24 protein-coding genes are annotated in these 18535 nt (G+C 74.0%); 9 read left to right on the forward strand and 15 right to left on the reverse strand.

Features of this window, described 5'->3' with window-relative positions; translation table 11 throughout:
* Positions 1–288 precede the first annotated feature (288 nt).
* The 3 genes from AC2A1K_RS25875 to AC2A1K_RS25885 are packed head-to-tail and all read right to left on the reverse strand — an operon-like array spanning position 289 to position 2547.
* A complete protein-coding gene (locus AC2A1K_RS25875; protein WP_483899214.1) occupies positions 289–789 on the reverse strand; it encodes a hypothetical protein in 501 nt (166 codons plus the stop codon).
* 37 nt (positions 790–826) lie between these two features.
* Entirely contained in the window at positions 827–1189 is a 363-nt protein-coding gene (locus tag AC2A1K_RS25880; protein WP_483899215.1) for a nuclear transport factor 2 family protein, read from the reverse strand.
* Positions 1186–2547, reverse strand: a complete 1362-nt coding sequence (locus AC2A1K_RS25885; protein ID WP_483899216.1) for a PP2C family protein-serine/threonine phosphatase — start codon at positions 2545–2547, stop codon at positions 1186–1188. The genes AC2A1K_RS25880 and AC2A1K_RS25885 overlap by 4 nt, the downstream gene beginning before the upstream one ends.
* Positions 2548–2594: 47 nt before the next feature.
* Between AC2A1K_RS25885 and AC2A1K_RS25890 the strand changes: the two genes are divergently transcribed.
* A complete protein-coding gene (locus AC2A1K_RS25890) occupies positions 2595–3008 on the forward strand; it encodes an ATP-binding protein (protein ID WP_483899217.1) in 414 nt (137 codons plus the stop codon).
* A gap of 1 nt (position 3009) precedes the next feature.
* Here AC2A1K_RS25890 and AC2A1K_RS25895 read toward each other — a convergent pair whose 3' ends face one another.
* On the reverse strand, positions 3010–3618 hold the full coding sequence (locus AC2A1K_RS25895) for a hypothetical protein (protein WP_483899218.1): 609 nt from the start codon (positions 3616–3618) through the stop codon (positions 3010–3012).
* A gap of 116 nt (positions 3619–3734) precedes the next feature.
* On the opposite strand from AC2A1K_RS25895, the gene AC2A1K_RS25900 reads away from it, so the two are divergent.
* A complete protein-coding gene (locus tag AC2A1K_RS25900; RefSeq protein WP_483899219.1) occupies positions 3735–4532 on the forward strand; it encodes an excalibur calcium-binding domain-containing protein in 798 nt (265 codons plus the stop codon).
* Positions 4533–4702: 170 nt separating this feature from the next.
* On the opposite strand, the gene AC2A1K_RS25905 is transcribed toward AC2A1K_RS25900, so the two are convergent.
* Together AC2A1K_RS25905 and AC2A1K_RS25910 are read right to left on the reverse strand one after the other, a co-directional pair.
* Positions 4703–4870, reverse strand: coding sequence for a hypothetical protein (locus tag AC2A1K_RS25905; RefSeq protein ID WP_483899220.1), 168 nt, complete (start codon positions 4868–4870; stop codon positions 4703–4705).
* Between the two features lie 182 nt (positions 4871–5052).
* Positions 5053–5919: an NmrA family NAD(P)-binding protein gene (locus AC2A1K_RS25910; protein ID WP_483899221.1), complete on the reverse strand. Its 867-nt coding sequence runs from the start codon at positions 5917–5919 to the stop codon at positions 5053–5055.
* A gap of 102 nt (positions 5920–6021) precedes the next feature.
* On the opposite strand from AC2A1K_RS25910, the gene AC2A1K_RS25915 reads away from it, so the two are divergent.
* The 5 genes from AC2A1K_RS25915 (at position 6022) to AC2A1K_RS25935 (ending at position 8967) form a co-directional block, all read left to right on the forward strand.
* Positions 6022–6855, forward strand: coding sequence for an alpha/beta fold hydrolase (locus tag AC2A1K_RS25915; RefSeq protein WP_483899222.1), 834 nt, complete (start codon positions 6022–6024; stop codon positions 6853–6855).
* A 660-nt stretch (positions 6856–7515) separates the two neighbouring features.
* Positions 7516–7785, forward strand: a complete 270-nt coding sequence (locus AC2A1K_RS25920; protein WP_483899223.1) for a hypothetical protein — start codon at positions 7516–7518, stop codon at positions 7783–7785.
* 175 nt (positions 7786–7960) lie between these two features.
* Positions 7961–8179 (forward strand): hypothetical protein, encoded by a 219-nt coding sequence (locus tag AC2A1K_RS25925; protein ID WP_483899224.1) that lies wholly within the window; start codon positions 7961–7963, stop codon positions 8177–8179.
* Between the two features lie 145 nt (positions 8180–8324).
* Positions 8325–8741, forward strand: coding sequence for an STAS domain-containing protein (locus AC2A1K_RS25930; RefSeq protein WP_483899225.1), 417 nt, complete (start codon positions 8325–8327; stop codon positions 8739–8741).
* A 19-nt stretch (positions 8742–8760) separates the two neighbouring features.
* Complete coding sequence (locus AC2A1K_RS25935; RefSeq protein ID WP_483899226.1) at positions 8761–8967, forward strand: DUF2795 domain-containing protein; 207 nt, start codon at positions 8761–8763, stop codon at positions 8965–8967.
* Between the two features lie 226 nt (positions 8968–9193).
* Here AC2A1K_RS25935 and AC2A1K_RS25940 read toward each other — a convergent pair whose 3' ends face one another.
* The 4 genes from AC2A1K_RS25940 to AC2A1K_RS25955 all read right to left on the reverse strand — a co-directional run bounded on the left by AC2A1K_RS25940 (position 9194) and on the right by AC2A1K_RS25955 (position 12309).
* Positions 9194–9832 (reverse strand): DUF1707 SHOCT-like domain-containing protein, encoded by a 639-nt coding sequence (locus tag AC2A1K_RS25940; RefSeq protein WP_483899227.1) that lies wholly within the window; start codon positions 9830–9832, stop codon positions 9194–9196.
* Positions 9833–9847: 15 nt separating this feature from the next.
* A complete protein-coding gene (locus tag AC2A1K_RS25945; protein WP_483899228.1) occupies positions 9848–11098 on the reverse strand; it encodes an RNA polymerase sigma factor in 1251 nt (416 codons plus the stop codon).
* Positions 11095–11445, reverse strand: coding sequence for a YciI family protein (locus tag AC2A1K_RS25950; protein ID WP_483899229.1), 351 nt, complete (start codon positions 11443–11445; stop codon positions 11095–11097). The genes AC2A1K_RS25945 and AC2A1K_RS25950 overlap by 4 nt, the downstream gene beginning before the upstream one ends.
* A gap of 297 nt (positions 11446–11742) precedes the next feature.
* The gene (locus AC2A1K_RS25955) at positions 11743–12309 is read right to left on the reverse strand and encodes a TetR/AcrR family transcriptional regulator (protein WP_483899230.1); all 567 of its coding nucleotides are present in this window, start codon (positions 12307–12309) and stop codon (positions 11743–11745) included.
* A gap of 98 nt (positions 12310–12407) precedes the next feature.
* On the opposite strand from AC2A1K_RS25955, the gene AC2A1K_RS25960 reads away from it, so the two are divergent.
* Positions 12408–13127 carry a molybdopterin-dependent oxidoreductase gene (locus tag AC2A1K_RS25960; RefSeq protein ID WP_483899231.1) on the forward strand — a complete coding sequence of 240 codons (720 nt, stop codon included), beginning with the start codon at positions 12408–12410 and terminating at the stop codon, positions 13125–13127.
* On the opposite strand, the gene AC2A1K_RS25965 is transcribed toward AC2A1K_RS25960, so the two are convergent.
* A complete protein-coding gene (locus AC2A1K_RS25965) occupies positions 13098–13685 on the reverse strand; it encodes a TetR/AcrR family transcriptional regulator (RefSeq protein ID WP_483899232.1) in 588 nt (195 codons plus the stop codon). The two genes, AC2A1K_RS25960 and AC2A1K_RS25965, sit on opposite strands and share 30 nt — an antisense overlap.
* A gap of 68 nt (positions 13686–13753) precedes the next feature.
* On the opposite strand from AC2A1K_RS25965, the gene AC2A1K_RS25970 reads away from it, so the two are divergent.
* Positions 13754–14893: an acyl-CoA dehydrogenase family protein gene (locus tag AC2A1K_RS25970; RefSeq protein ID WP_483899233.1), complete on the forward strand. Its 1140-nt coding sequence runs from the start codon at positions 13754–13756 to the stop codon at positions 14891–14893.
* Positions 14894–14942: 49 nt separating this feature from the next.
* Here AC2A1K_RS25970 and AC2A1K_RS25975 read toward each other — a convergent pair whose 3' ends face one another.
* The 4 genes from AC2A1K_RS25975 to paaZ all read right to left on the reverse strand — a co-directional run bounded on the left by AC2A1K_RS25975 (position 14943) and on the right by paaZ (position 18525).
* Positions 14943–15257, reverse strand: a complete 315-nt coding sequence (locus tag AC2A1K_RS25975) for a DUF8129 domain-containing protein (protein WP_483899234.1) — start codon at positions 15255–15257, stop codon at positions 14943–14945.
* A gap of 58 nt (positions 15258–15315) precedes the next feature.
* The gene (locus tag AC2A1K_RS25980) at positions 15316–15951 is read right to left on the reverse strand and encodes a DedA family protein (protein ID WP_483899235.1); all 636 of its coding nucleotides are present in this window, start codon (positions 15949–15951) and stop codon (positions 15316–15318) included.
* Between the two features lie 127 nt (positions 15952–16078).
* Positions 16079–16453: a hydroxyphenylacetyl-CoA thioesterase PaaI gene (gene paaI / locus AC2A1K_RS25985; protein ID WP_483899294.1), complete on the reverse strand. Its 375-nt coding sequence runs from the start codon at positions 16451–16453 to the stop codon at positions 16079–16081.
* A 29-nt stretch (positions 16454–16482) separates the two neighbouring features.
* Entirely contained in the window at positions 16483–18525 is a 2043-nt protein-coding gene (gene paaZ / locus AC2A1K_RS25990; RefSeq protein WP_483899236.1) for a phenylacetic acid degradation bifunctional protein PaaZ, read from the reverse strand.
* Positions 18526–18535: the final 10 nt, after the last annotated feature.

Below are 18535 nucleotides of genomic sequence, written 5' to 3' on the forward strand. Positions count from 1 at the left end.
CCTGCGCGGGCAGCGGGTGTGGGCCGACGGCGAGGTCGAGGGCACCCCGACCGGCCGCTACCAGCACCGCCCGGCGTCGATTCGAGGCGAGCCGCCCGGAGAGCGAACGGGCGCGGAGTGGCGCAGCGGAGGCATGAGGGGTCGACCCGACCGGTGTCCTCGGGACCGGGTCGCGACACTCGCGCTCCGGGCTGCGAGTGCGCTCCGGCGTGTCGCGCAGCGAGGATGTGGCGAGCCTGGCGTCACATGCCAGCGATGCCGCATCGCTCGCACCGGGTCGGGCGGTCTCTAACGCAGGATCTCCACGAGCAACGCCCACGCGTTGACCAGGCCACCCACGAGCGCGAACGCGACCGCCGCCGGGAGCCAGTAGAGCCCGCCGAGCGACTCGGTGAGCAGACCGACCGCGGCGATCACGGGGGCGAGGGCGGCGACCGCGGACGGGACGATGTTCGTGCCGATCCAGGAGACCATCGGCTGCTCGGCCGCGTGCGCGGCGGGGCGGACCAGGTACCCGAGCGACGGGGCGGTCACCGTGGAGATCACCAGCAGCTCGACGGCGAGCGCGACGTCCGCCTGCCCGGGGATCAGCAGGGCGAGCGAGAGGAAGACGGGCAGCGCGAGCAGGATCAGCGACAGCGCGGCCCGTCCCGCGATCCCGGACCCGGTGAGGATCGTCCGGATGTTGATCGAGACGGCGACGAAGAGCAGGCCGGCGAGCGCGGCGGCGGAGCCGGCCATGCCGGCGGCGAAGTCGGACCACGGCTCGGCGTCGTAGGCGGCGTCCACGCCGGGAAGTGTGCTGCTCGGGACGCCGCGGGAGAAATCAGCCGCCCAGCTTCTCCCGCATCGTCGTTGCCACCGCCTGCAGGGCCGACAGCGGTCGGATCATGACCGTCAGCCGGTCGACGGCGCCGGACGCGTCGTGGTGGAGCAGGTCGATGCCCTCGAGCTCGCGGTCGCCGACGTGCGCGCGGAACACGAGCAGCTGGTCGTCCCCGCCGTCGATCTCGTTCACGTAGCGGAAGCCCTCGAAGACCGTGAACACCGCGTGCAGGATCGGCGCCACCGCGTCGCGGCCGCGGTACGGCGAGTGCACCACGGGGCTCGAGAACTCGACGTCCTCGGCGAGCAGGGCGACGGCGGTGTCGATGTCGCCGGCCTCGACGGCGGCGCGGAACGTGGTCATGCGGGCTCCGGGATCGGGAAGGCGCTCTGCGGGCTGCGGACGACGACGATCGCGGTGTCGTCGGGGACCTGGCCGCCGGCGTGGTCGAGCGCGGCGCGGCTGACCGCCTCGGCCACCGTCTCGGCGCTCGACGCGGGCGGCAGTGCCGCGAGCACGCGGGCGATGCCGTCCTCGCCGAACTGGTCGCTGCTGCCCGGCGGGCGCGACTCGGTGACCCCGTCGGTGTAGAAGACGAGACTGTCGCCCGGCCTGAGGCACTTCTCCTCGCGCCCGACCGAGGCGTCCGGGCGCAGCCCGAGAGCCCGGCCGCCGTCGGCGAACTGGCTGACCTCGCCGTCGGCGCGCACCAGGAACGCCGGCGGGTGGCCGCCGTTGACCACCACCGTGTTCAGGCCCTCGTCGGCGGCGGTCATGGTCGCGTAGGTGGCGGTGACGAAGCTGTGCCGGCCGGCGAACCACACGTGCAGGACGTCGTTGAGCGCGGCGAGCACCGCGTCGGTGTTCTCCTCGGTGTGCCCGACGGCGCGCACGGTGGAGCGGGCGAGCGCGGTGGTGCGCGCGGCCCACGGTCCCTTGCCGCACACGTCGCCGACCACGACGCCCCAGCCGCCCGGCACGGGGAAGACGTCGTAGAAGTCGCCCAGCACCTCGGCGCCCCCGCCGCCGGGGCGGTAGCGCGCGGCGACCTCCATGCCCGGGATCCGCGGGTTGCTCGCGGGCAGGAGGCTCTGCTGCAGCGTCTCCGCGAGCTCGGTGGCCTCGGCGGCGGAGCGTTCGGCCCGTTCGGCGTGGCGCTCGGCGTCGGCGGCGTGGCGCTCGGCCGCCGCCGAGGCGACGCGGGCCTCCTGCAGCGCCATCCGCAGGGCGATCTCGCCCCCGGCGGCCTGCGCGAGCGTGCGCAGGATCTCCAGCTGGCGGTGGCTCCACGCGCGGGGGTGGACGTCCATGGCGCAGAAGGTGCCGAGCACGTCGCCGCTCGCCGCCCGGATCGGGATGCCCGCCCAGGCCTTGATGTTCATCGTCTCGACCGCGGCCATGTCGTGCGTGCGCGCATCGGCGCGGGTGTCGGGGACGACCTGCTCCGCGTCGCCGGCGACGACGAACTGGCAGAACGAGTCGCTCGCCCGGTTCCGGCGCGGCCCGGCGTCGTCGTCGAGGCCGGTGGTGCTCTTCCAGTACGAGATCTGGTCGTCGACGAGCGTCACGAACACCATCGGGGCACCGATGAGGTCGGAGGCCAACCGGGTGAGACGGTCGAACGCCTCTTCCGATGGGGTGTCGAGGAGACCCGTGGAAGTGACGGCCGCGACCCGGCGTGGGTCGTCGATCCGGCGGACCGGATTGGGCTCGTCCTCCACCGGGAACAGCCTACGGCCAGGGGAGGTCGGGCACGGACGAGGCGGGGGTGCTGGTGGGGGAGGGCGAGGAGATGCTGCACCTCGAGGTGCCGGCGACCCCTGCGCACGTCGGACGGTTACGCCGTGCGGTCCGGGGCTGGTTGCGCGGGGCGCTCGGCGACACCGACGCGGACGCCGTCGACAACCTGACGCTCGCCGTCAGCGAGGCCCTGGAGAACGCGGCCGAGCACGCCTACGCCGGCCGCGACGAGCCCGGGACGATGACCTTGTCCGCACAGCGCGACCCCGGGCGATCCGGTGCCGTGGTGATCAGCGTGTCGGACTCGGGCAGCTGGCGCTCCCCGTCCGAACCCAACGGCTACCGGGGTCGCGGCCTCGCGCTGATCGAGGAGCTCTCCGACGCCCACACCGTGCGACCGGGCCCGACCGGGACGACGGTGACCCTGCGCCACCCGGCCTGAGCTAGACGACGTCGGGCAGCTTCAGGTCGACCTGGAAGCCACGGCGTCCGTGGGTGACGACGCCTCGGCAGAGTACGGGGCCGACGACGTCGACGAGGTGGCGGTACCGGGCGCTCATCGCCGCGGTGAGCTCCCCGACCCGCTCGCCGTCGAGGCGGACCTCCACCGCGTAGTCGCCCCGGTACTTGCCGCGCGTCACCGACGACGACCACAGCTCGACGGTGAGCGGCATCGGCGCGGCGCCGGGTCGGTGGTGCCGGGCGAGGACGTCCTGGTGGTCCTCCTCGCGGGTCACCACGACCTCGCGGTCGGGATCGAGGACCGGCTGGTCGTGCTGGCGGTGCTGGTCGTGCTGGCGGTGCTGGTCGTGCTGGCGGGAGACGGGAATCGGCGTCGTCGGCGGCTCGCCCTCGGCGGCGAGGGGCCGGCGGGGTGCGGCTGGGCGCGCGGGTCGGATCGTCGGCGTCACGAGCGGGGCGGCGAGCACGGGTGGGGCGGGCGCCGTGAGCGCCCGGCGCCGTGACCGGTCGACGGTCCACCAGATGCCGAACGGCACGGCGAGGATCCCCGCGGTGACCGCGAGCCACTTGATCAGCAGGAGGACCGCCACATCGCCCTCATCGTCCCGGGCGGGCGATTCGTGACAGGCCACGTCCGGTCCGGTAACGGCGGCGGTCCCCGGCCCGACAAGTCGATGTTCATCGCGGGTGTCGAGAGGACGGCGACGTGCGCCAGGCGTACAAGGTGTGGTCCGGCATCGCGGCCGGTGTGTTCTGTCTCGTCGCCGCCACCGACCTGGCCGGACCGGGTGTGACGCCTCCGGCCGGCCCGGTCGCGAGCTCGTCGTCGCTACCGGTGACGGCCTCGACCGGTCCGGCGGCGCCCGCGGTCGCCGGCTCGTCGGCCGGCGGTGGCTCGACCTCGGCCCGGGTCGTCGAGGTGATCGACGGCGACACCTTCCGCCTCGCCTCGGGCGACGAGGTGCGGGTGCTGGGCATCGACTCCTGCGAGGCGGCGACCCCCGGCGGACGCCGCGCGACCGACGCTGCTCGCGCGCGCCTGCTGACCGCTCCGGTGACGCTGGCCGCGCAGCCCGGCGTCGACCGCGACCGGTACGGGCGCATGCTGCGCTACGTGTCCGCCGGCGGCAGCGATTTCGCGGCCGCGATGGTCGCCATGGACCACACCGCGATCTACACGGGCGGGCGCAACGACGCCTCGTCGACCGTGCAGGCGACGCTGCGCCGGATCGACACCAACGGCCGCACCTGCGGCGCCACCACGACCGCGCCGACCACCACTCGCCGCACGGCCACCCCGTCCCCGGACGCCGACCGCCCCCGCACCGCGCTCCCGGCGGCCCCCCGCACGCCGACGCGCGAACCGGCCGCGGCGCGCTCGGGCGGTGGCTACTACGCGAACTGCTCGGCCGCGCGGGCGGCGGGCGCCGCGCCGCTGAGCCGGGGGCAGGCGGGCTACCGCGCCGCCCTCGACCGCGACGACGACGGCGTCGCCTGCGAGTGAGCGTGCCTCAGCGTGGCGGCCACCTGCGGCACGAAGCCATCAGGGAGCACGCCCGGATTCCTGACACACCGACGCTCGGTGTCAGGACGGCTGCCACCATCACCGTCCGCGCCGACCCCAGGGAGATCCGGAGCGCCCGACGCGCCCCGACGTCGACGAGGTGATCCTCGTCAGCGCGCGGCCCGCTCGGGATGACGCGGCTGGCGCCGGTCGGCGCGCGGGGTCCCGGCCGGGCGGCCGGTGGACGTCCGCGGACGGGGCGCGGGCGAGGTGGCCGGGGGCTCGACGAGCCCCAGGGCGGAGTCCGGGATGAGGGCCAGCTCCCGATTCTTGATCACGTCTGCCCCTTCCGATCGACCCGGACCGCCTCGAGGCCCGGGGTGTCTGACACCCAGTGAACGCGATCAGGGCGCGCGAGACTCCTTCTCAAGGAACCTGATCGATCAGGCGGACAGATCTCCGCGGCAGATGGTCGACGTGCGCCGACGAACGGCGGACCGGTCGGGGCGGAGCGGTCGCGTCAGAGCATCGTCCTCAGGTGGGCGTCGACCCACCCGGCGAGGGTGCTCGGCGTGGTCGTGAGCGCGGTGCGTGGCTGCTCGGGGACGAAGCCGTCGCGCAGGCCGGCGGCCATGCCGACGATCGCCTCGATCTGGACGCCCTCCAGGCCGACCGACCTCAGGCCGGCGCGCACGTCGTCGTCGGTGACCCGCTCCACACGCACCGGGCGCCCGAGCACGGCCGTCAGCACCTCCGCGACCTCGGTGAACGAGTAGTCGCGAGGCCCGTGAACCCCCTGCACGCCGCCGGTGGTCCACGGCGCGAGCAGGCGGGCGGCGGCGACCTCGGCGACGTCGCGCGGATCGACCCACGGCATCGGGGCGTCGAGCGGCCACGCCGTGCGCAGCACGCCCTCCCGCACCCCGTCGAGGTCGAGCTCGAGGTTGCTGAAGAAGTACGCGCACCGCAGGTGCAGCACCGGAGCTCCGGTGGCGTCCAGCGCCTCCTCGACGCGGGCGAGGCCGTCGATCTCGCCGGCGCCGTGGCGCTTCTCGGCTCCGACGCTGGACTGGAAGACGGTACGCGCGATGCCGTTCTCCACGACCGCCCGGACGACGTGCGAGCCGAGCCGCGCGTGCGCCTCGACGGGGTCGCCGGTGGGCAGCGTCGGGCTGACCCAGAACAGGGCCTCCACTTCGCGCGTGGCCTCGACGACCGCGTCGCCGTCGTCCTGGTCGCAGCGCACGGCGTCGACCTGACCCCGCCACGCCGGGTCGAGCGCGTCCGGCTCCCGCAGCAGCACCCGCGGCCGGACCCCGGCCCGGACCAGCGCGCGGAGGACGTGGGAGCCGACGTGACCCCGCGGGGTGGTGATCGCGGTCGTCATGGCTGCGAGGGTGCCCGAGGAGTCCGACAGCGGGTTGACGTCTGACCACGTGACCGATTAGATCGGACACGATTACATCGTGCACGATGAAAGGGAACCTCCATGCCGACCCTCACCGTCGGGAACGAGAACGGCAGCCCGGTCGACCTCTCCTACTCCGACCACGGCTCCGGGCGCCCAGTCGTGCTGATCCATGGATGGCCGCTGTCCAGCCGCTCCTGGGAGAAGCAGGTCCCGGCCCTGATCGACGCCGGCCACCGCGTCGTCACCTACGACCGCCGCGGGTTCGGCTCGTCGTCGCAGCCGTGGACCGGCTACGACTACGACACGTTCGCCGCCGACCTCGACGCCCTGCTACGTCACCTCGACCTGCGCGACGTGACGCTCGTCGGCTTCTCGATGGGTGGCGGCGAGGTCGCGCGCTACCTCGGCCGTTACGGCAGCGAGCGCGTCGCCCAGGCCGTGTTCGCCGCAGCCGTCCCGCCGTACCTCTACAAGACCGACGACAACCCCGACGGCGGCCTCGACGACGCCACGATCCAGAGCTTCCTCGACGGCGTCACCGGCGACCGGGTCGCGTTCCTCGACGGGTTCGTCACCGGCTTCTTCGCCGCCGGCGACCGCACCGACCTCATCAGCGAGCCCTCGCGGCTGTACCACCGCGCGATCGCCGAGTTCGCGTCGCCGAAGGGGACGCTGGAGTGCATCAAGGCCTTCAGCTACACCGACTTCCGCGACGACCTCGCGAAGATCGACGTCCCGACCCTGGTCATCCACGGCGACGCGGACGCGATCGTGCCGTTCGAGGTGTCGGGCAAGCGGACTGTCGACGCCGTGAAGGACGCGCAGCTCGCCCTCGTCGAGGGCGGCCCGCACGGCCTCAACGCCACCCACGCGCCGGAGTTCAACAGGGCCCTGCTCGGCTTCCTCGGCTGAGGTGCTCACATGCGCGCACACCGCGGTCGCCTCGACCTCGACGAGGAGGTCGGGCTCCCCGAGGGCGGTGACGCCGATCAGGGTGATCGCCGGCGAGGCCGGCGCTTTCGCGCGCCTGGTGTCGGTCGCGGCGCAGATCGAGCGGGTTCTCGACGTCCCGCCGCCTTGATCGACGGAAGATTTCGGACGCTCAGTGTCAGCGACGCCACGTCGCTGACATCACGAGGATGAGCCTGGGGCCTGGCGGACGTTCAGCGGCAGCGGTGCGTGGCCCGCCGCTGACATCACGAGGATGAGCCTGGTGATCGCCGGGTAGCCCCTGGCCGGTCCGCCGAGTCGCGGGCGCCCGCCGGCGTCCGACCTCCGCCCCCGGGGTACAGCCCTCCGCCCCGTGAGCGTCGCCGTGGCGGTCAGCACCCGCCCGTGTGCGCCGAGGAGAGCCATGACCCCACTCGCCGCGGTCCGGCCTGTCGTGGCCCGGTTCCGGACCACGCCGACACCGCGCGGCGAGGGCCGCACGCGCCACAACGTCGCGGTGCTCGCCGTCGCCGCGACCGAGGACCTCGACGTCGCCCGACTCGCCGAGGCTCACCTCGACGCGACCACGATCCTCGCCGAGCTCGACGGCCCCGCGCCCGCACCCGGCTCGTGTTGGGGTGTGTGGGCGGCGGAGTCCGCCACCGAGCGGCGGGCGCGGCCGTGCTGCTCGACGCCGTCGACTGGCTCGCGACGACCGACGCCGACGTGGTGCGCGACCGCACGCACCCCGTCGTCACCAACGCGCGCACCGAGGGCCGGGCGCCCGCCGGCTTCGCGGGACATCTGCGGGGTCTCGCGACGCATGTGATCCCCACCGCTCCGGGTACCACCATCTCGTCCCCGCGTCCGGCGATGCGGCGCGAGGACGACGGGCCGGCGGCCCGCATCTGACGATCGGGCCGTCGACGAGACCGACGAGACCGACGAGACCGTCGAGACCGACCGACACGACCGCTCGAGACCGGGGCGGTGCGCAGTGGCCCTGCCGCGCGCCTGCTCGGCGCGCCCGTTCCCGGAGCCGCCTCATGATCGAGCGAATCCGTCCCTCCGACCGGCGAGCCCTCCCGTGAGCCCCGGGTCCGCCGCCTGGCGTGCGCACGTCGACGCGGCGATCGACCCCCGCTTCGAGCGTGCCTTCGCGATCCTGGACGCCGTCCACGCCGAACGACAGCGCACCGACGACCGGTCCGTCGGCCGGATCCTGCAGCTGCGCGGCGAGCTCGCCGCGCTGTTGGCCGAGGTCGACGGCCTGCGCGCGGGTCGCGACACACGGGAGACGCCGTGACGCCCGTCGGGTACGTCCTGTGCGTGACTCGTCGCCGTGGGTTAACTTCTGACGACAGTCGTCGGTTGAGACCTTCACGCCGCGACGGATGCGTGCCCCGCGCCGCCGGGGCCGGGTCGCTCCGTGGCCGTCCGAGGGAGGCCCGATGACCATCGACACCCCTCCGCGCTCGCTGATCGACGACGTCGATCTGCCCGCGGACCTCACCGAACGCCGTCGCCGGGCGGTGGCCGACGCCGTCGCCCACGCCGAACCCGCCGCGACCGGCAACCGCCGGGCCGCGGTCGGCATCCGCCGGTACGGGCCGGGATGCGTGGCGCTCGCGCTGCGCGGACGGTTCGACCGCGCCGGCCGGGAGCGCCTGCGCGCCCTGGCCGTCGAGATCGAGCAGCATGCCGGCACCGAGCTCGTCATCGACCTGTCGGATCTGGACCAGTGCGACGCCGGCCTCGCCCGGGTGCTCGCCCGGCTGCGCATCCGGTGCCTGGCTCGCGAGGCCCGCGTGGAGCTGCATGACCCGCCCGAGGCCCTCGCCGCCGAGCTGGGCCAGTTCCGGCTGTAGATCCGTCCCGGGAGGACCGATGACCGATCGCGACGACCTCCGGGTCCGCAAGGCGCTACAGGGCATGGCGTTCCCGGCCGATCGCACCCAGGTGATCTCCTGGGCCACCGATCGTGGGGAGGTCGACGACCGCGTGCTCACTGCCCTGCGTGCCCTGCCCGACCGCACGTACTCGACGGCGGACGACGTCGTCATCTCGGTGCCGCAGCGCCCCGGGCAGGCCTGACCGCCCCGTGGCGCGGTCACTCCCGTGACCACGGAGTCCACCGACCTCACCGACCGTCTATGCGAGTTCGGCGGCGCAGCTCACGGCCTGGCGCTCGGAGGCCGGCGCGCCGCCGTCTCCGGTGCGACCGATCCCGATCACCGAGGTCGCGCCCGCGATCCGGGTCGCCGGTCCGGTGCCCCCGCTGAGCAGGGAACTCCCTCCGTTCAGCGCTGACGACGGACCGTCAGTCATCGTCGTCGTCATCCCGGAGCCCGCCCGCCGCGGCCTCGGCGGCCGTCACGACCTGGACGTTGCCGAAGGCGCCGTTCGCGTCGACGACGATCTCGGGCAGCGTTGCCCCGCCCGGCGGGGTCCGGCACGCCTGCTCGCACTCCGTGCTGCCGAAGATCATCGTCCCGCTGGTGCGCGCGACGGCCCCGGGCGGCACGACGATCTCGGTGCGGCCGAAGAGCGTGCCCACCTGGACCTCGGGGTCGTCCGCCTGCACCTGGATCGTGCGGTTGCCGAAGATGCTCGAGCCGTCGTCGGCGGTGACGACGTGCCCGCCGACGAACACCGCGACTCCCGCGATGACGAGCGGGATCACCGCCCCGCCGAGGCGCTCGTGCCACGGCCTGCGCGGGCTCTGTGCGGCCGGTTTCTCGGCGGCCGTGCGCGCCGGGGCGGCCGTCGGCGCTCCGCCCGGGATGTCGGCGAGGAGGACGTCGAGCTCGCGCTGGGTGCGTGCCGCCCAGGCTTGCTGGGTGCGCTCGTCGTACTCCGCGAGCGTCAGCACGCCGTCGTCGAGGGCGGCGCGGAGGCGGTCGTCGGTCGCCTTCCGCTCGCGGTCGCCGATCCGCATCTCCGGGGGCTCCGCGCTCATGCCCCCATCCTGCCCTCACGCTCGGTAGGACGGCCGTTCACCCAGAGCCGTCCGTCGAGCCACCAGCAGCCTCCGGTCGTCCGGGTCGTCGGTGCGCGCGAGTGCGGCGTCGAGCGCGTCGCGGGCCTCGTCGTCGCGGCCGAGCCGCGCGAGCAGGTCTGCGCGCACGGCGTGCAGCAGGTGGTAGCGGTCGAGGCGCTCGGCGAGCTCCTCGACGATCGTCAGCGCGGCCGCGGGCCCCGCGGTCTCGGCGAGCGCGACGGCCCGGTTGAGCGCGACGGTCGGACTCGGCGCGACCGCGAGCAGCTGGTCGTGCAACGCGACGATCTGCGCCCAGTCCGTCGAGGCGGTGTCGGGCGCCGAGGTGTGTACCGCGTTGATCGCGGCCTGGAGCTGGTAGGGCCCCGGCGCGTCGCGGCGCAGGCACCGGCGGACGAGGCCGAGGCCCTCGGCGAGGAGGTCGGCGTCCCAGCGGGCCCGGTCCTGGTCGGCGAGCAGCACTCGCGACCCGTCCGCGGCCGTCCGCGCCGGTCGGCGGGCCTCGGTGAGCAGCATGAGCGCGAGCAGGCCCAGTACCTCCGGTTCGTCGGGCATCAGCTCGGCGAGCAGCCGGCCCAGCCGGATCGCCTCGGCGGCGAGGTCGTCGCGGGTCGCGGTCGCGTGGCCCTCGGTGAAGACGAGGTAGACGACGGCGAGGACGCCGGGGACGCGGTCGGGCAGGTCGGCGTCGCGCGGGACGCGGTAGGGGATGCGCGCGGCACGGATCTTGTTCTTGGCGCGCACGATCCGCTGGGCCATCGTCGCTTCTCCGACGAGGAAGGCCCGGGCGATCTCGGGGGTCTCCAGCCCGCCGAGCAGGCGCAGTGTCAGCGCGACCCGGGCGGGCAGGGCGAGAGCCGGGTGGCAGCACGTGAAGATCATGCGCAGGCGGTCGTCGTCCACCGGCGCCTCCTCCTCGTGCGGCTCGTCGTCGTCCTCCTCCGTCGGCGGCTCCTCGCGGGCCGCGCGCGCCTCCTTCTCCCGGCCGACGGCGTCGCGACGCAGGCGGTCGATCGCGCGGCGGCGGGCGGTGGTGACGATCCAGCCGCCGGGGTTCGGCGGGACGCCGTCGGCCGGCCAGCGGGTGAGCGCGACGGTGAGCGCGTCCTGCACCGCGTCCTCGGCGAGGTCGATGTCGCCGAGGACGCGGGTCAGCGTCGCCACGCACCGCCCGTACTGCTCGGTGACGATCCGGGTGATCGTCGCCGAGGAGGGCGCCTCGGTCACGGGGCCCAGTGGAACGGCCGGACCTCGATCGGCAGGCCGACGGCCTCCGTGGAGCGCCGGCCCCAGTGCAGCGCGGCGTCGAGGTCGGGCGCGTCGATGATCGTCAGGCCGCCGACGTACTCCTTGAGCTCGACGAACGGGCCGTCGGTGACCAGGACGTCGTCGCCGCTGTGTCGGAGCACCGTCGCGGTGTCGGGGGCCTCGAGCCCGCCGGAGAACACCCAGACGCCGGCCTCCTGCATGTCGCTCTGCAGCGTCGCGACGTTGCCCATGATCGTCTGCATCTCCGCCTCGGACGGCATCTCGCCGTCGGTGGGCGTGATGACGCTGAGCAGGTAGTGGGCCATGGGAGCCTCCCGGGTCGATGGGGTCGTGTGCGGGCCCGTCGCCCGCACACCCCCTCCACGAACGGCCTGACGCCGATCGACAGGTCCGGCGACGATTCCTCCGAACGGAACCGGAGAACCCGGGCCGTAGTGTCCCTCTCGAGCGGGCGCCGGACGCGTCGTCGAGGTGAACCGACATGCTCCGTGTCCTGGCCGGTCGGGTCCTGAGCCCGGGTGGCCCTCGGCGCCCAGGCCGCAGCTGCTCGAGATCGGTGATCTCCGTGCCGCCGCGCGCCCGGTCCGCGTACCGGCCCGGGGCTACGGATCCTCGGGCGCCCGCGCGAAGAGCTGCCGCCGGTTGATCGCCTCGAGCACGTCGGCACGTGACCGGGAGCCGTGGTCGGCGGCGATGAGCCGGTCGGCGATCGCCACCGAGAACGCGACGAGGCAGCGGGCCTCGAGGTCCTCCTCGTCGGCGCACGCGGGGGCCAGCAGCTCGCGCAGGTAGGCGATCCGCTGGTTGTCGACGCGCCGCAGGCGCTCGGCGACCCCCACGTCGCGCCGCGCCCAGTCGCGGACGGCGAGGTCGATCGGGCGCAGCTCGGTGCTGAACGTGAGGTCGGCGGCCCGGCGGGCCTTGCGCATGGCGTCGCCGCCTTCCTCCTCGACCTGGGCGAGGACGCGCTCGGTGCTCCGGGACTCCCAGGTGTCGAGCACCTCGGTCAGCAGCGCGCGCCGGTCGTCGAAGAAGCCGTAGAAGCCGCCCTTGCTGACGCCCAGCGACCGCGCCAGCGACTCGATCTGCACCGCGTCCGGCCCGCCCTCGGCCAGCGCCAGCAACGCCGCGTCGACCCACCGGTGGCGCGGCGTGCGGGCAATCGCCATGGGGACGCTCCTCCGAGGTCTCGGGTCTGTACGGCACCGTACAGACGCTGCTAGCGTCCGCGATGTATACGGCCTCGTATAGACCGGGGGAGCCCCTCATGACCACCGCGCCGACCGTCGACCACGGACTGCGGCTGCCGCCGGGCCAGCGCCCGGTCACCGGCTTCCCGCGCTTCGGCACCCACCTCCACCACCCGCCGCCGCCGGTCCCCGAGGACCACGCCATCGAGGTCCGCGGGGCGGTGCGGGCCGGGTTCACGGTCCGGCTGACCGGCCTCGCGCAGCTCCCGCGCCGCGAGCTGACCGCCGACCTCCACTGCGTCGCCGGGTGGTCAGCGGTCGACCTGCGCTGGGAGGGGGTCCCGTTCGCGACCTTCTGGCGTGCGCTGATCGCCCCGGCCCTCGACCCGGACGCGACCGTGACCCACGTCGTCTTCCGGGGGCTCGACGGGCACCGGTCGGTCGCGACGATCGAGGACGCGTTGGACGACGACGTCCTGCTCGCCGAGAACCTCGACGGTCGGCCGCTCGACGGCGACCACGGTGCCCCGGTGCGGCTCGTCAGCCCGCGTCAGTACGGCTACATCAGCACCAAGCACCTGAGCCGGATCGAGCTGCTCACCGCCCGTCCGGAGCCCCGCCCGTCCGTGACGGACCGGCTGATCGAGGAGCACCCGCGCGCCCGCGTCTGGGAGGAGGAGCGCCACGGCTCCCTGCCCGGACCGTGGGTACGGCCGATCTACCGGGCGCTGATCCCGCCGATCCGGGCCCTGTGCGCGCTGGGGCGCTCAGGCCCGCGTGAGGCCGTGGAGCAGTAACGCTGCGAGCGCCTCGTACGCCTGGGCGTCGGCGAGCCCGGTGGCGCCGGCGATGCGACGCTGCTGGATCGCCACCATCGTCGTCGCGACGGTCTCGGCGGCGAAGGACACCGGGACGTCGCGGAAGTCGCCGGCCTCGACGCCCTCGCCGATCAGCTCGCCGACGCGCCGGGCGGCGGCCTCGGTGTTGCGCGCGTAGACCTCGGCGGCCGGTGGGAACGCGGCCATGTCGTCGAAGAAGCGGGCCGACGCGGGCGCGAGCTCGGCCGCGACGGCGCGCAGGTAGGCGGCGACGCGGTCGGCCGGGGCCGCGCAGGCGTCGACGGCGGCCTCGACGCGGGTGGTGGCGCGCTCGAAGAAGCGCACGACCGCGGCGCGCACCAGCTGCTCCTTCGACCCGGCCAGCGCGTACAGCGTGCGCTTCGAGCAGCGCAGCCGGGCGGCGACGTCGTCGAGGGTCAGGTGGGCGAAGCCCTCGGCGAGCAGCAGGTCGATGAGGGCGTCGAACAGCTCGGAGTGGCGCGCGGCGCCGCGGCGCGTCGGGCTCGGAGCGGACACGGGCTCTACCCTAGCGCCACTCTCATCGGTACTCTAGGACCGTTATCAGTACCGATAGGAGTTCCGCGATGCCCGTCGACCGGCTGCTGCCCACCCAGGAAGCCGAGGACCTGCTCGACCTGACCCGCGAGCTCGCGGACAAGGAGCTCGCGCCGCGGGTGGAGGAGCACGAGCGGGCGGAGACGTATCCCGAGGGCCTGTTCGCGACGCTGGGCGAGGCGGGGCTGCTCGGGCTGCCGTACCCCGAGGAGCTCGGGGGCGGCGCGCAGCCGTACGAGGTGTACCTGCAGGTGCTCGAGGAGCTCGCGGCCCGCTGGGCGGCGGTCGCCGTCGCCACGAGCGTGCACTCGCTGTCGTGCTTCCCGCTGGCGACCTTCGGCACCGTCGAGCAGCAGCAGCGATGGCTGCCCGACATGCTCGGCGGCGGGCTGGTCGGGGGCTACTCGTTGTCGGAGCCGCAGGCCGGGTCCGACGCGGCGGCGCTGCGGTGCAAGGCGTCGCCGGTCGAGGGTGGCTACGCGATCACCGGCACCAAGGCGTGGGTCACCCACGGCGGGCGGGCGGACTTCTACGCCCTGTTCGCCCGGACCGGCGAGGGCTCGCGCGGCGTCTCGTGCTTCCTCGCGCCCGGGCAGGCCGAGGGGCTGACCTGGGCGAGGCCGGAGGAGAAGATGGGTCTGCACGCGGTGCCGACCACTACCGCGAACTGGGACGGCGCGGTCCTCGACGCCGACCGGCTGATCGGGGCCGAGGGCCAGGGGCTGGAGATCGCGTTCTCGGCGCTGGACTCCGGACGGCTGGGGATCGCGGCGTGCGCGGTGGGCCTCGCCCAGGCGGCCCTGGACGCCGCCGTCGACTACGCGAACGAGCGGGAGACGTTCGGTCGCAAGATCGTCGACCACCAGGGGCTCGGGTTCGTGCTGGCGGACATGGCCGCGGCGGTCGACTCGGCACGCGCGACCTACCTCGACGCGGCGCGTCGGCGCGACCTCGGGCGTTCGTACGGCCGACAGGCGAGCGTCGCGAAGCTGGTCGCGACGGACGCGGCCATGAAGGTCACCACCGACGCCGTGCAGGTCTTCGGCGGCTACGGCTACACCCGCGACTTCCCGGTGGAGCGCTACATGCGCGAAGCGAAGATCATGCAGATCTTCGAGGGCACCAACCAGATCCAGCGCCTCGTCATCAGCCGCCACTTCGCCCGGTAGCTATGTGAGTACTTTCCGGGCCTATAGGTCCGGAAAGTACTCACGACGGTCAGCCGCCCCAGGTCACCTGGCGCAGGCCGTGGCGGTCGGGCGGACCGGGCTGGGCGGCGCCGTCGGGGGAGACGGGCGAGCCGTGGCTGGTCCCGCCGCCGCGGGCCTCGGTCTGGTCGCCGCCCGAGGGTGTGTCGCCCGCGTCGAGCTCGGCGAGCCGGGTCCGCAGCACCGCGATGACGGGCATCCGCGACGAGTGCGCCTGCTCGTGGTCGAGCAGGTCCGCGACCTCCTCGCGGGACAGCGAGCGGATGCGGTGCTTGACCGTGTCGACCGTGGCGTGGTCGAAGTCGGGGAACGGGGCGTCGGCCACGGGATACCTCCCAGCGAGGGTTTCGGGGCCGAGGGTTTCGGGGCCGAGGCGTACCCGCTCAGGACGCGGCCGCACCCTCCTCCGGCCGGGTGAGCAGCCCGATCACACGCTTCTTGATGAGGAACCCGACGATCAGCCCCACGAGCACCGCGACGACCAGCCCCGCCCACGAGGACCGCTGGAGCCAGGTCTCCGCGGCGATCCCCAGCGCGTAGACCAGCGCGGTCGTGCCGAAGGTCCACAGGACGCCGCCGACGACGTTCGCCGGCATGAACTTCCGGTAGGGCATCCGCAGCGCGCCGGCCAGCGGGCCCGCGAGGATGCGCAGGATCGCGACGAAGCGCCCGACGATCACCGTGAGCACGCCCCAGCGCTCGAACGCACGCTCGGCGATCGCGACGTGCGAGGGCCCGAAGTGCTGGGGGAACCGCCGTCCCGCGGCCTCGAGCAGCTCGATCCCGTAGCAGCGCCCGACGGCGAAGCCGATCGAGTCGCCCACCACCGCGCCGATGAGCGCGCCCACGGCGACCCAGATCGCGGAGACGGCGAGCTCGGGGCGTGTGGCCATCAGCGTCGCGCTGACCAGCACGATCTCCCCGGGCAGCGGGACGCCGAAGCTCTCGATCCCGACCACGCCGAGGACGGTCAGGTACACCGCCAGCGGCGGGATCGTCTGCAGCCAGTCAGCGATCACGCGACACGCCCCTTCCCCGGCTCCGTCGCGCCCGAGCATGACGCACCGTGGCGATCGACGACAGCCGTGGCGTCGTCAAGGCGACAACGGGCGCGTTCCGGACGAACGGAGCGTGACAAGGAGCGTGCTAGCTGCGCAGCATCCGGCTCCGGCCGCGGAACTCGGCGATGACCTGCCCGTCGCGCGGGCGGGTCACGGTGACGTCATAGACACCACTGCGCCCGAACGCCACCCGCTCCTCGGCGACGGCCTGCAGGACGTCACCCAGCTGGGCGGACGCGACGAAGACGATGTCCGCCCCCGCCGCGACGGCGACCGGCCCGGGCGAGTTGCAGGCGCACGCGAACGTCGAGTCGGCGAGCAGGAACAGGTACCCGCCGTGGCACATGCCGTGGCCGTTGACCATCTCCGCGGTCACCGGCATGGAGATGCGCGCGCGGCCCTCCGCGGCCTCGTGCAGCTCCATCCCGAGCTTGCGCGAGGCCGCGTCGTCGTCCCACATGCGCCGGACCGACGCGGCGATCTCAGATGTCACGATCCCTCCTGGCCGCGCTTGGCCACCAGCGTCAGCACGTCGTACGTGGCCACCGGCTCGCCCGCGCCGTTGACGACCTGCGCGTCCCAGCGCACCTCGCCGTAGTCCGCGGACGCGCGCGGCGAGATCTGCTTGGCGGTCAGCGTGATCGTCAGCTCGTCGCCGAACGTCACCGGTGTGAGGAAGCGCAGGTTGTCGACACCGAAGTTCGCGAGCACCGGGCCCGGCGCCGGGTCGACGAACAGGCCGGCGGCGAACGACACCACGAGGTAGCCGTGGGCGACGCGCTCGCCGAAGAACGGGTTCGCGGCGGCCGCCTCGGCGTCGAGGTGAGCGTAGAACGTGTCGCCGGTGAACTCGGCGAAGTGCTCGACGTCGGCCTCGGTCACCCGCCGCGGGCCGCCGACGACGGTGTCGCCGGGGCGCAGGTCCTCGAGGTGCTTGCGGAACGGGTGCTCGTCGGTGACCGTGCGCGCGCTGCCCGGGACCCATCGCTGCGTGATGGCCGAGAGCATGTCCGGGCTGCCCTGCACCGCGGTGCGCTGCATGTGGTGGGCGACGCCGCGCAGCCCGCCCATCTCCTCGCCACCGCCGGCCCGCCCCGGGCCGCCGTGCACGAGCTGCGGCATCGGCGAGCCGTGGCCCGTCGACTCCTTCGCGTCGGTGCGGTCGAGCACGAGCAGGCGCCCGTGCCACGGCGCGGTGCCGAGCACGACCTCGCGGGCGAACTCCGGGTCGGCCGTGACCACCGAGCCCGCCAGCGAGCCCTGGCCGCGCGCGGCGAGCGCGATCACCTCGGCGGTCGAGGAGTACGGCACCACCGTCGAGACCGGCCCGAACGCCTCGACCTCGTGCACCGCGGCGCTGTCGGGTGACCCGCGCAGCAGCACCGGTGAGAGGAACGCCCCGCGCTGCGCGTCGGCGCCGGTGACCTCGACCTGCTCGGGGTCGCCGAACACGACCTCGGCGGCGTCGGTCAGCGACTTCAGCGAGCGGCGGACCTCCTCGCGCTGCTCGAGCCCGGCGAGCGCGCCCATGGTCACGCCGTCCTCCGACGGATTCCCGACCACGACGGCGGCCAGCTTCTCCCGCACCGCCTCGACGACGGCGTCGGCCTGCTTCGCCGGGACGAACGCGCGCCGGATCGCCGTGCACTTCTGGCCGGCCTTGACCGTCATCTCGGTGACGAGCTGCCCGACGTAGAGATCGAACTCCGGCGTCCCCGGCGTGGCGTCCGGCCCGAGGATCGAGCAGTTCAGCGAGTCGGCCTCGGCGGTGAAGCGCACCGCACGCGCCGAGAGCACCGGGTGCGTGCGCAGCTGCCGCGCGGTGGAGGCCGAGCCGGTGAACGAGACGAGGTCCTGTTCGGTGAGGTGGTCGAACAGGTCGCTGGTGGATCCGGCGAGGAACTGCACCGCGCCGTCGGGCAGCAGCCCCGACTCCACGATCAGCCGGACCAGCTCCGCGGTGAGGAACGCGGTCGGCGTCGCGGGCTTGATGATCGACGGGACGCCGGCGAGGAACGCGGGCGCGAGCTTCTCCAGCGGGCCCCAGACGGGAAAGTTGTAGGCGTTGACCTGCACCGCGACGCCGTGGAGCGGCGTGTACACGTGCTGGGCGAGAAACGTGCCGCCCTTGCTCAGCGGCACGACGTCGCCGTCGAGCCACGGGCCGGACGCGGGCAGCTCGCGCTTGCCCAGCGACGCGTAGACCTGCAGCACGCCGATGCCGCCGTCGACGTCGAACGTCGAGTCGCCCGTGGTGGCGCCGGTACGCGCCGAGACCGCGTACAGCTCCTCGCGGTGCTCGCGCAGGTAGCCGGCGAGGGCCTTGAGCAGCGACGCGCGTTGGTGGAACGACAGCTCCCGCAGCGCGGGACCGCCGACCCCACGCCCGTACGCGGCCACGGCGGCCATGTCGATGCCGTCGGTGGCGAGCCGGCCGATCTCCTCGCCGGTGACGGCGTCGGTCATCGGGCGGCCGTCGGCGCCGTCGGGCGCGTCCCAGCCGCCGCGGACATAGCTGGAGAAGACGCTCATCAACGAGCTT

It is taken from the genome of Actinomycetospora sp. 2LY8.5, from assembly GCF_057180585.1.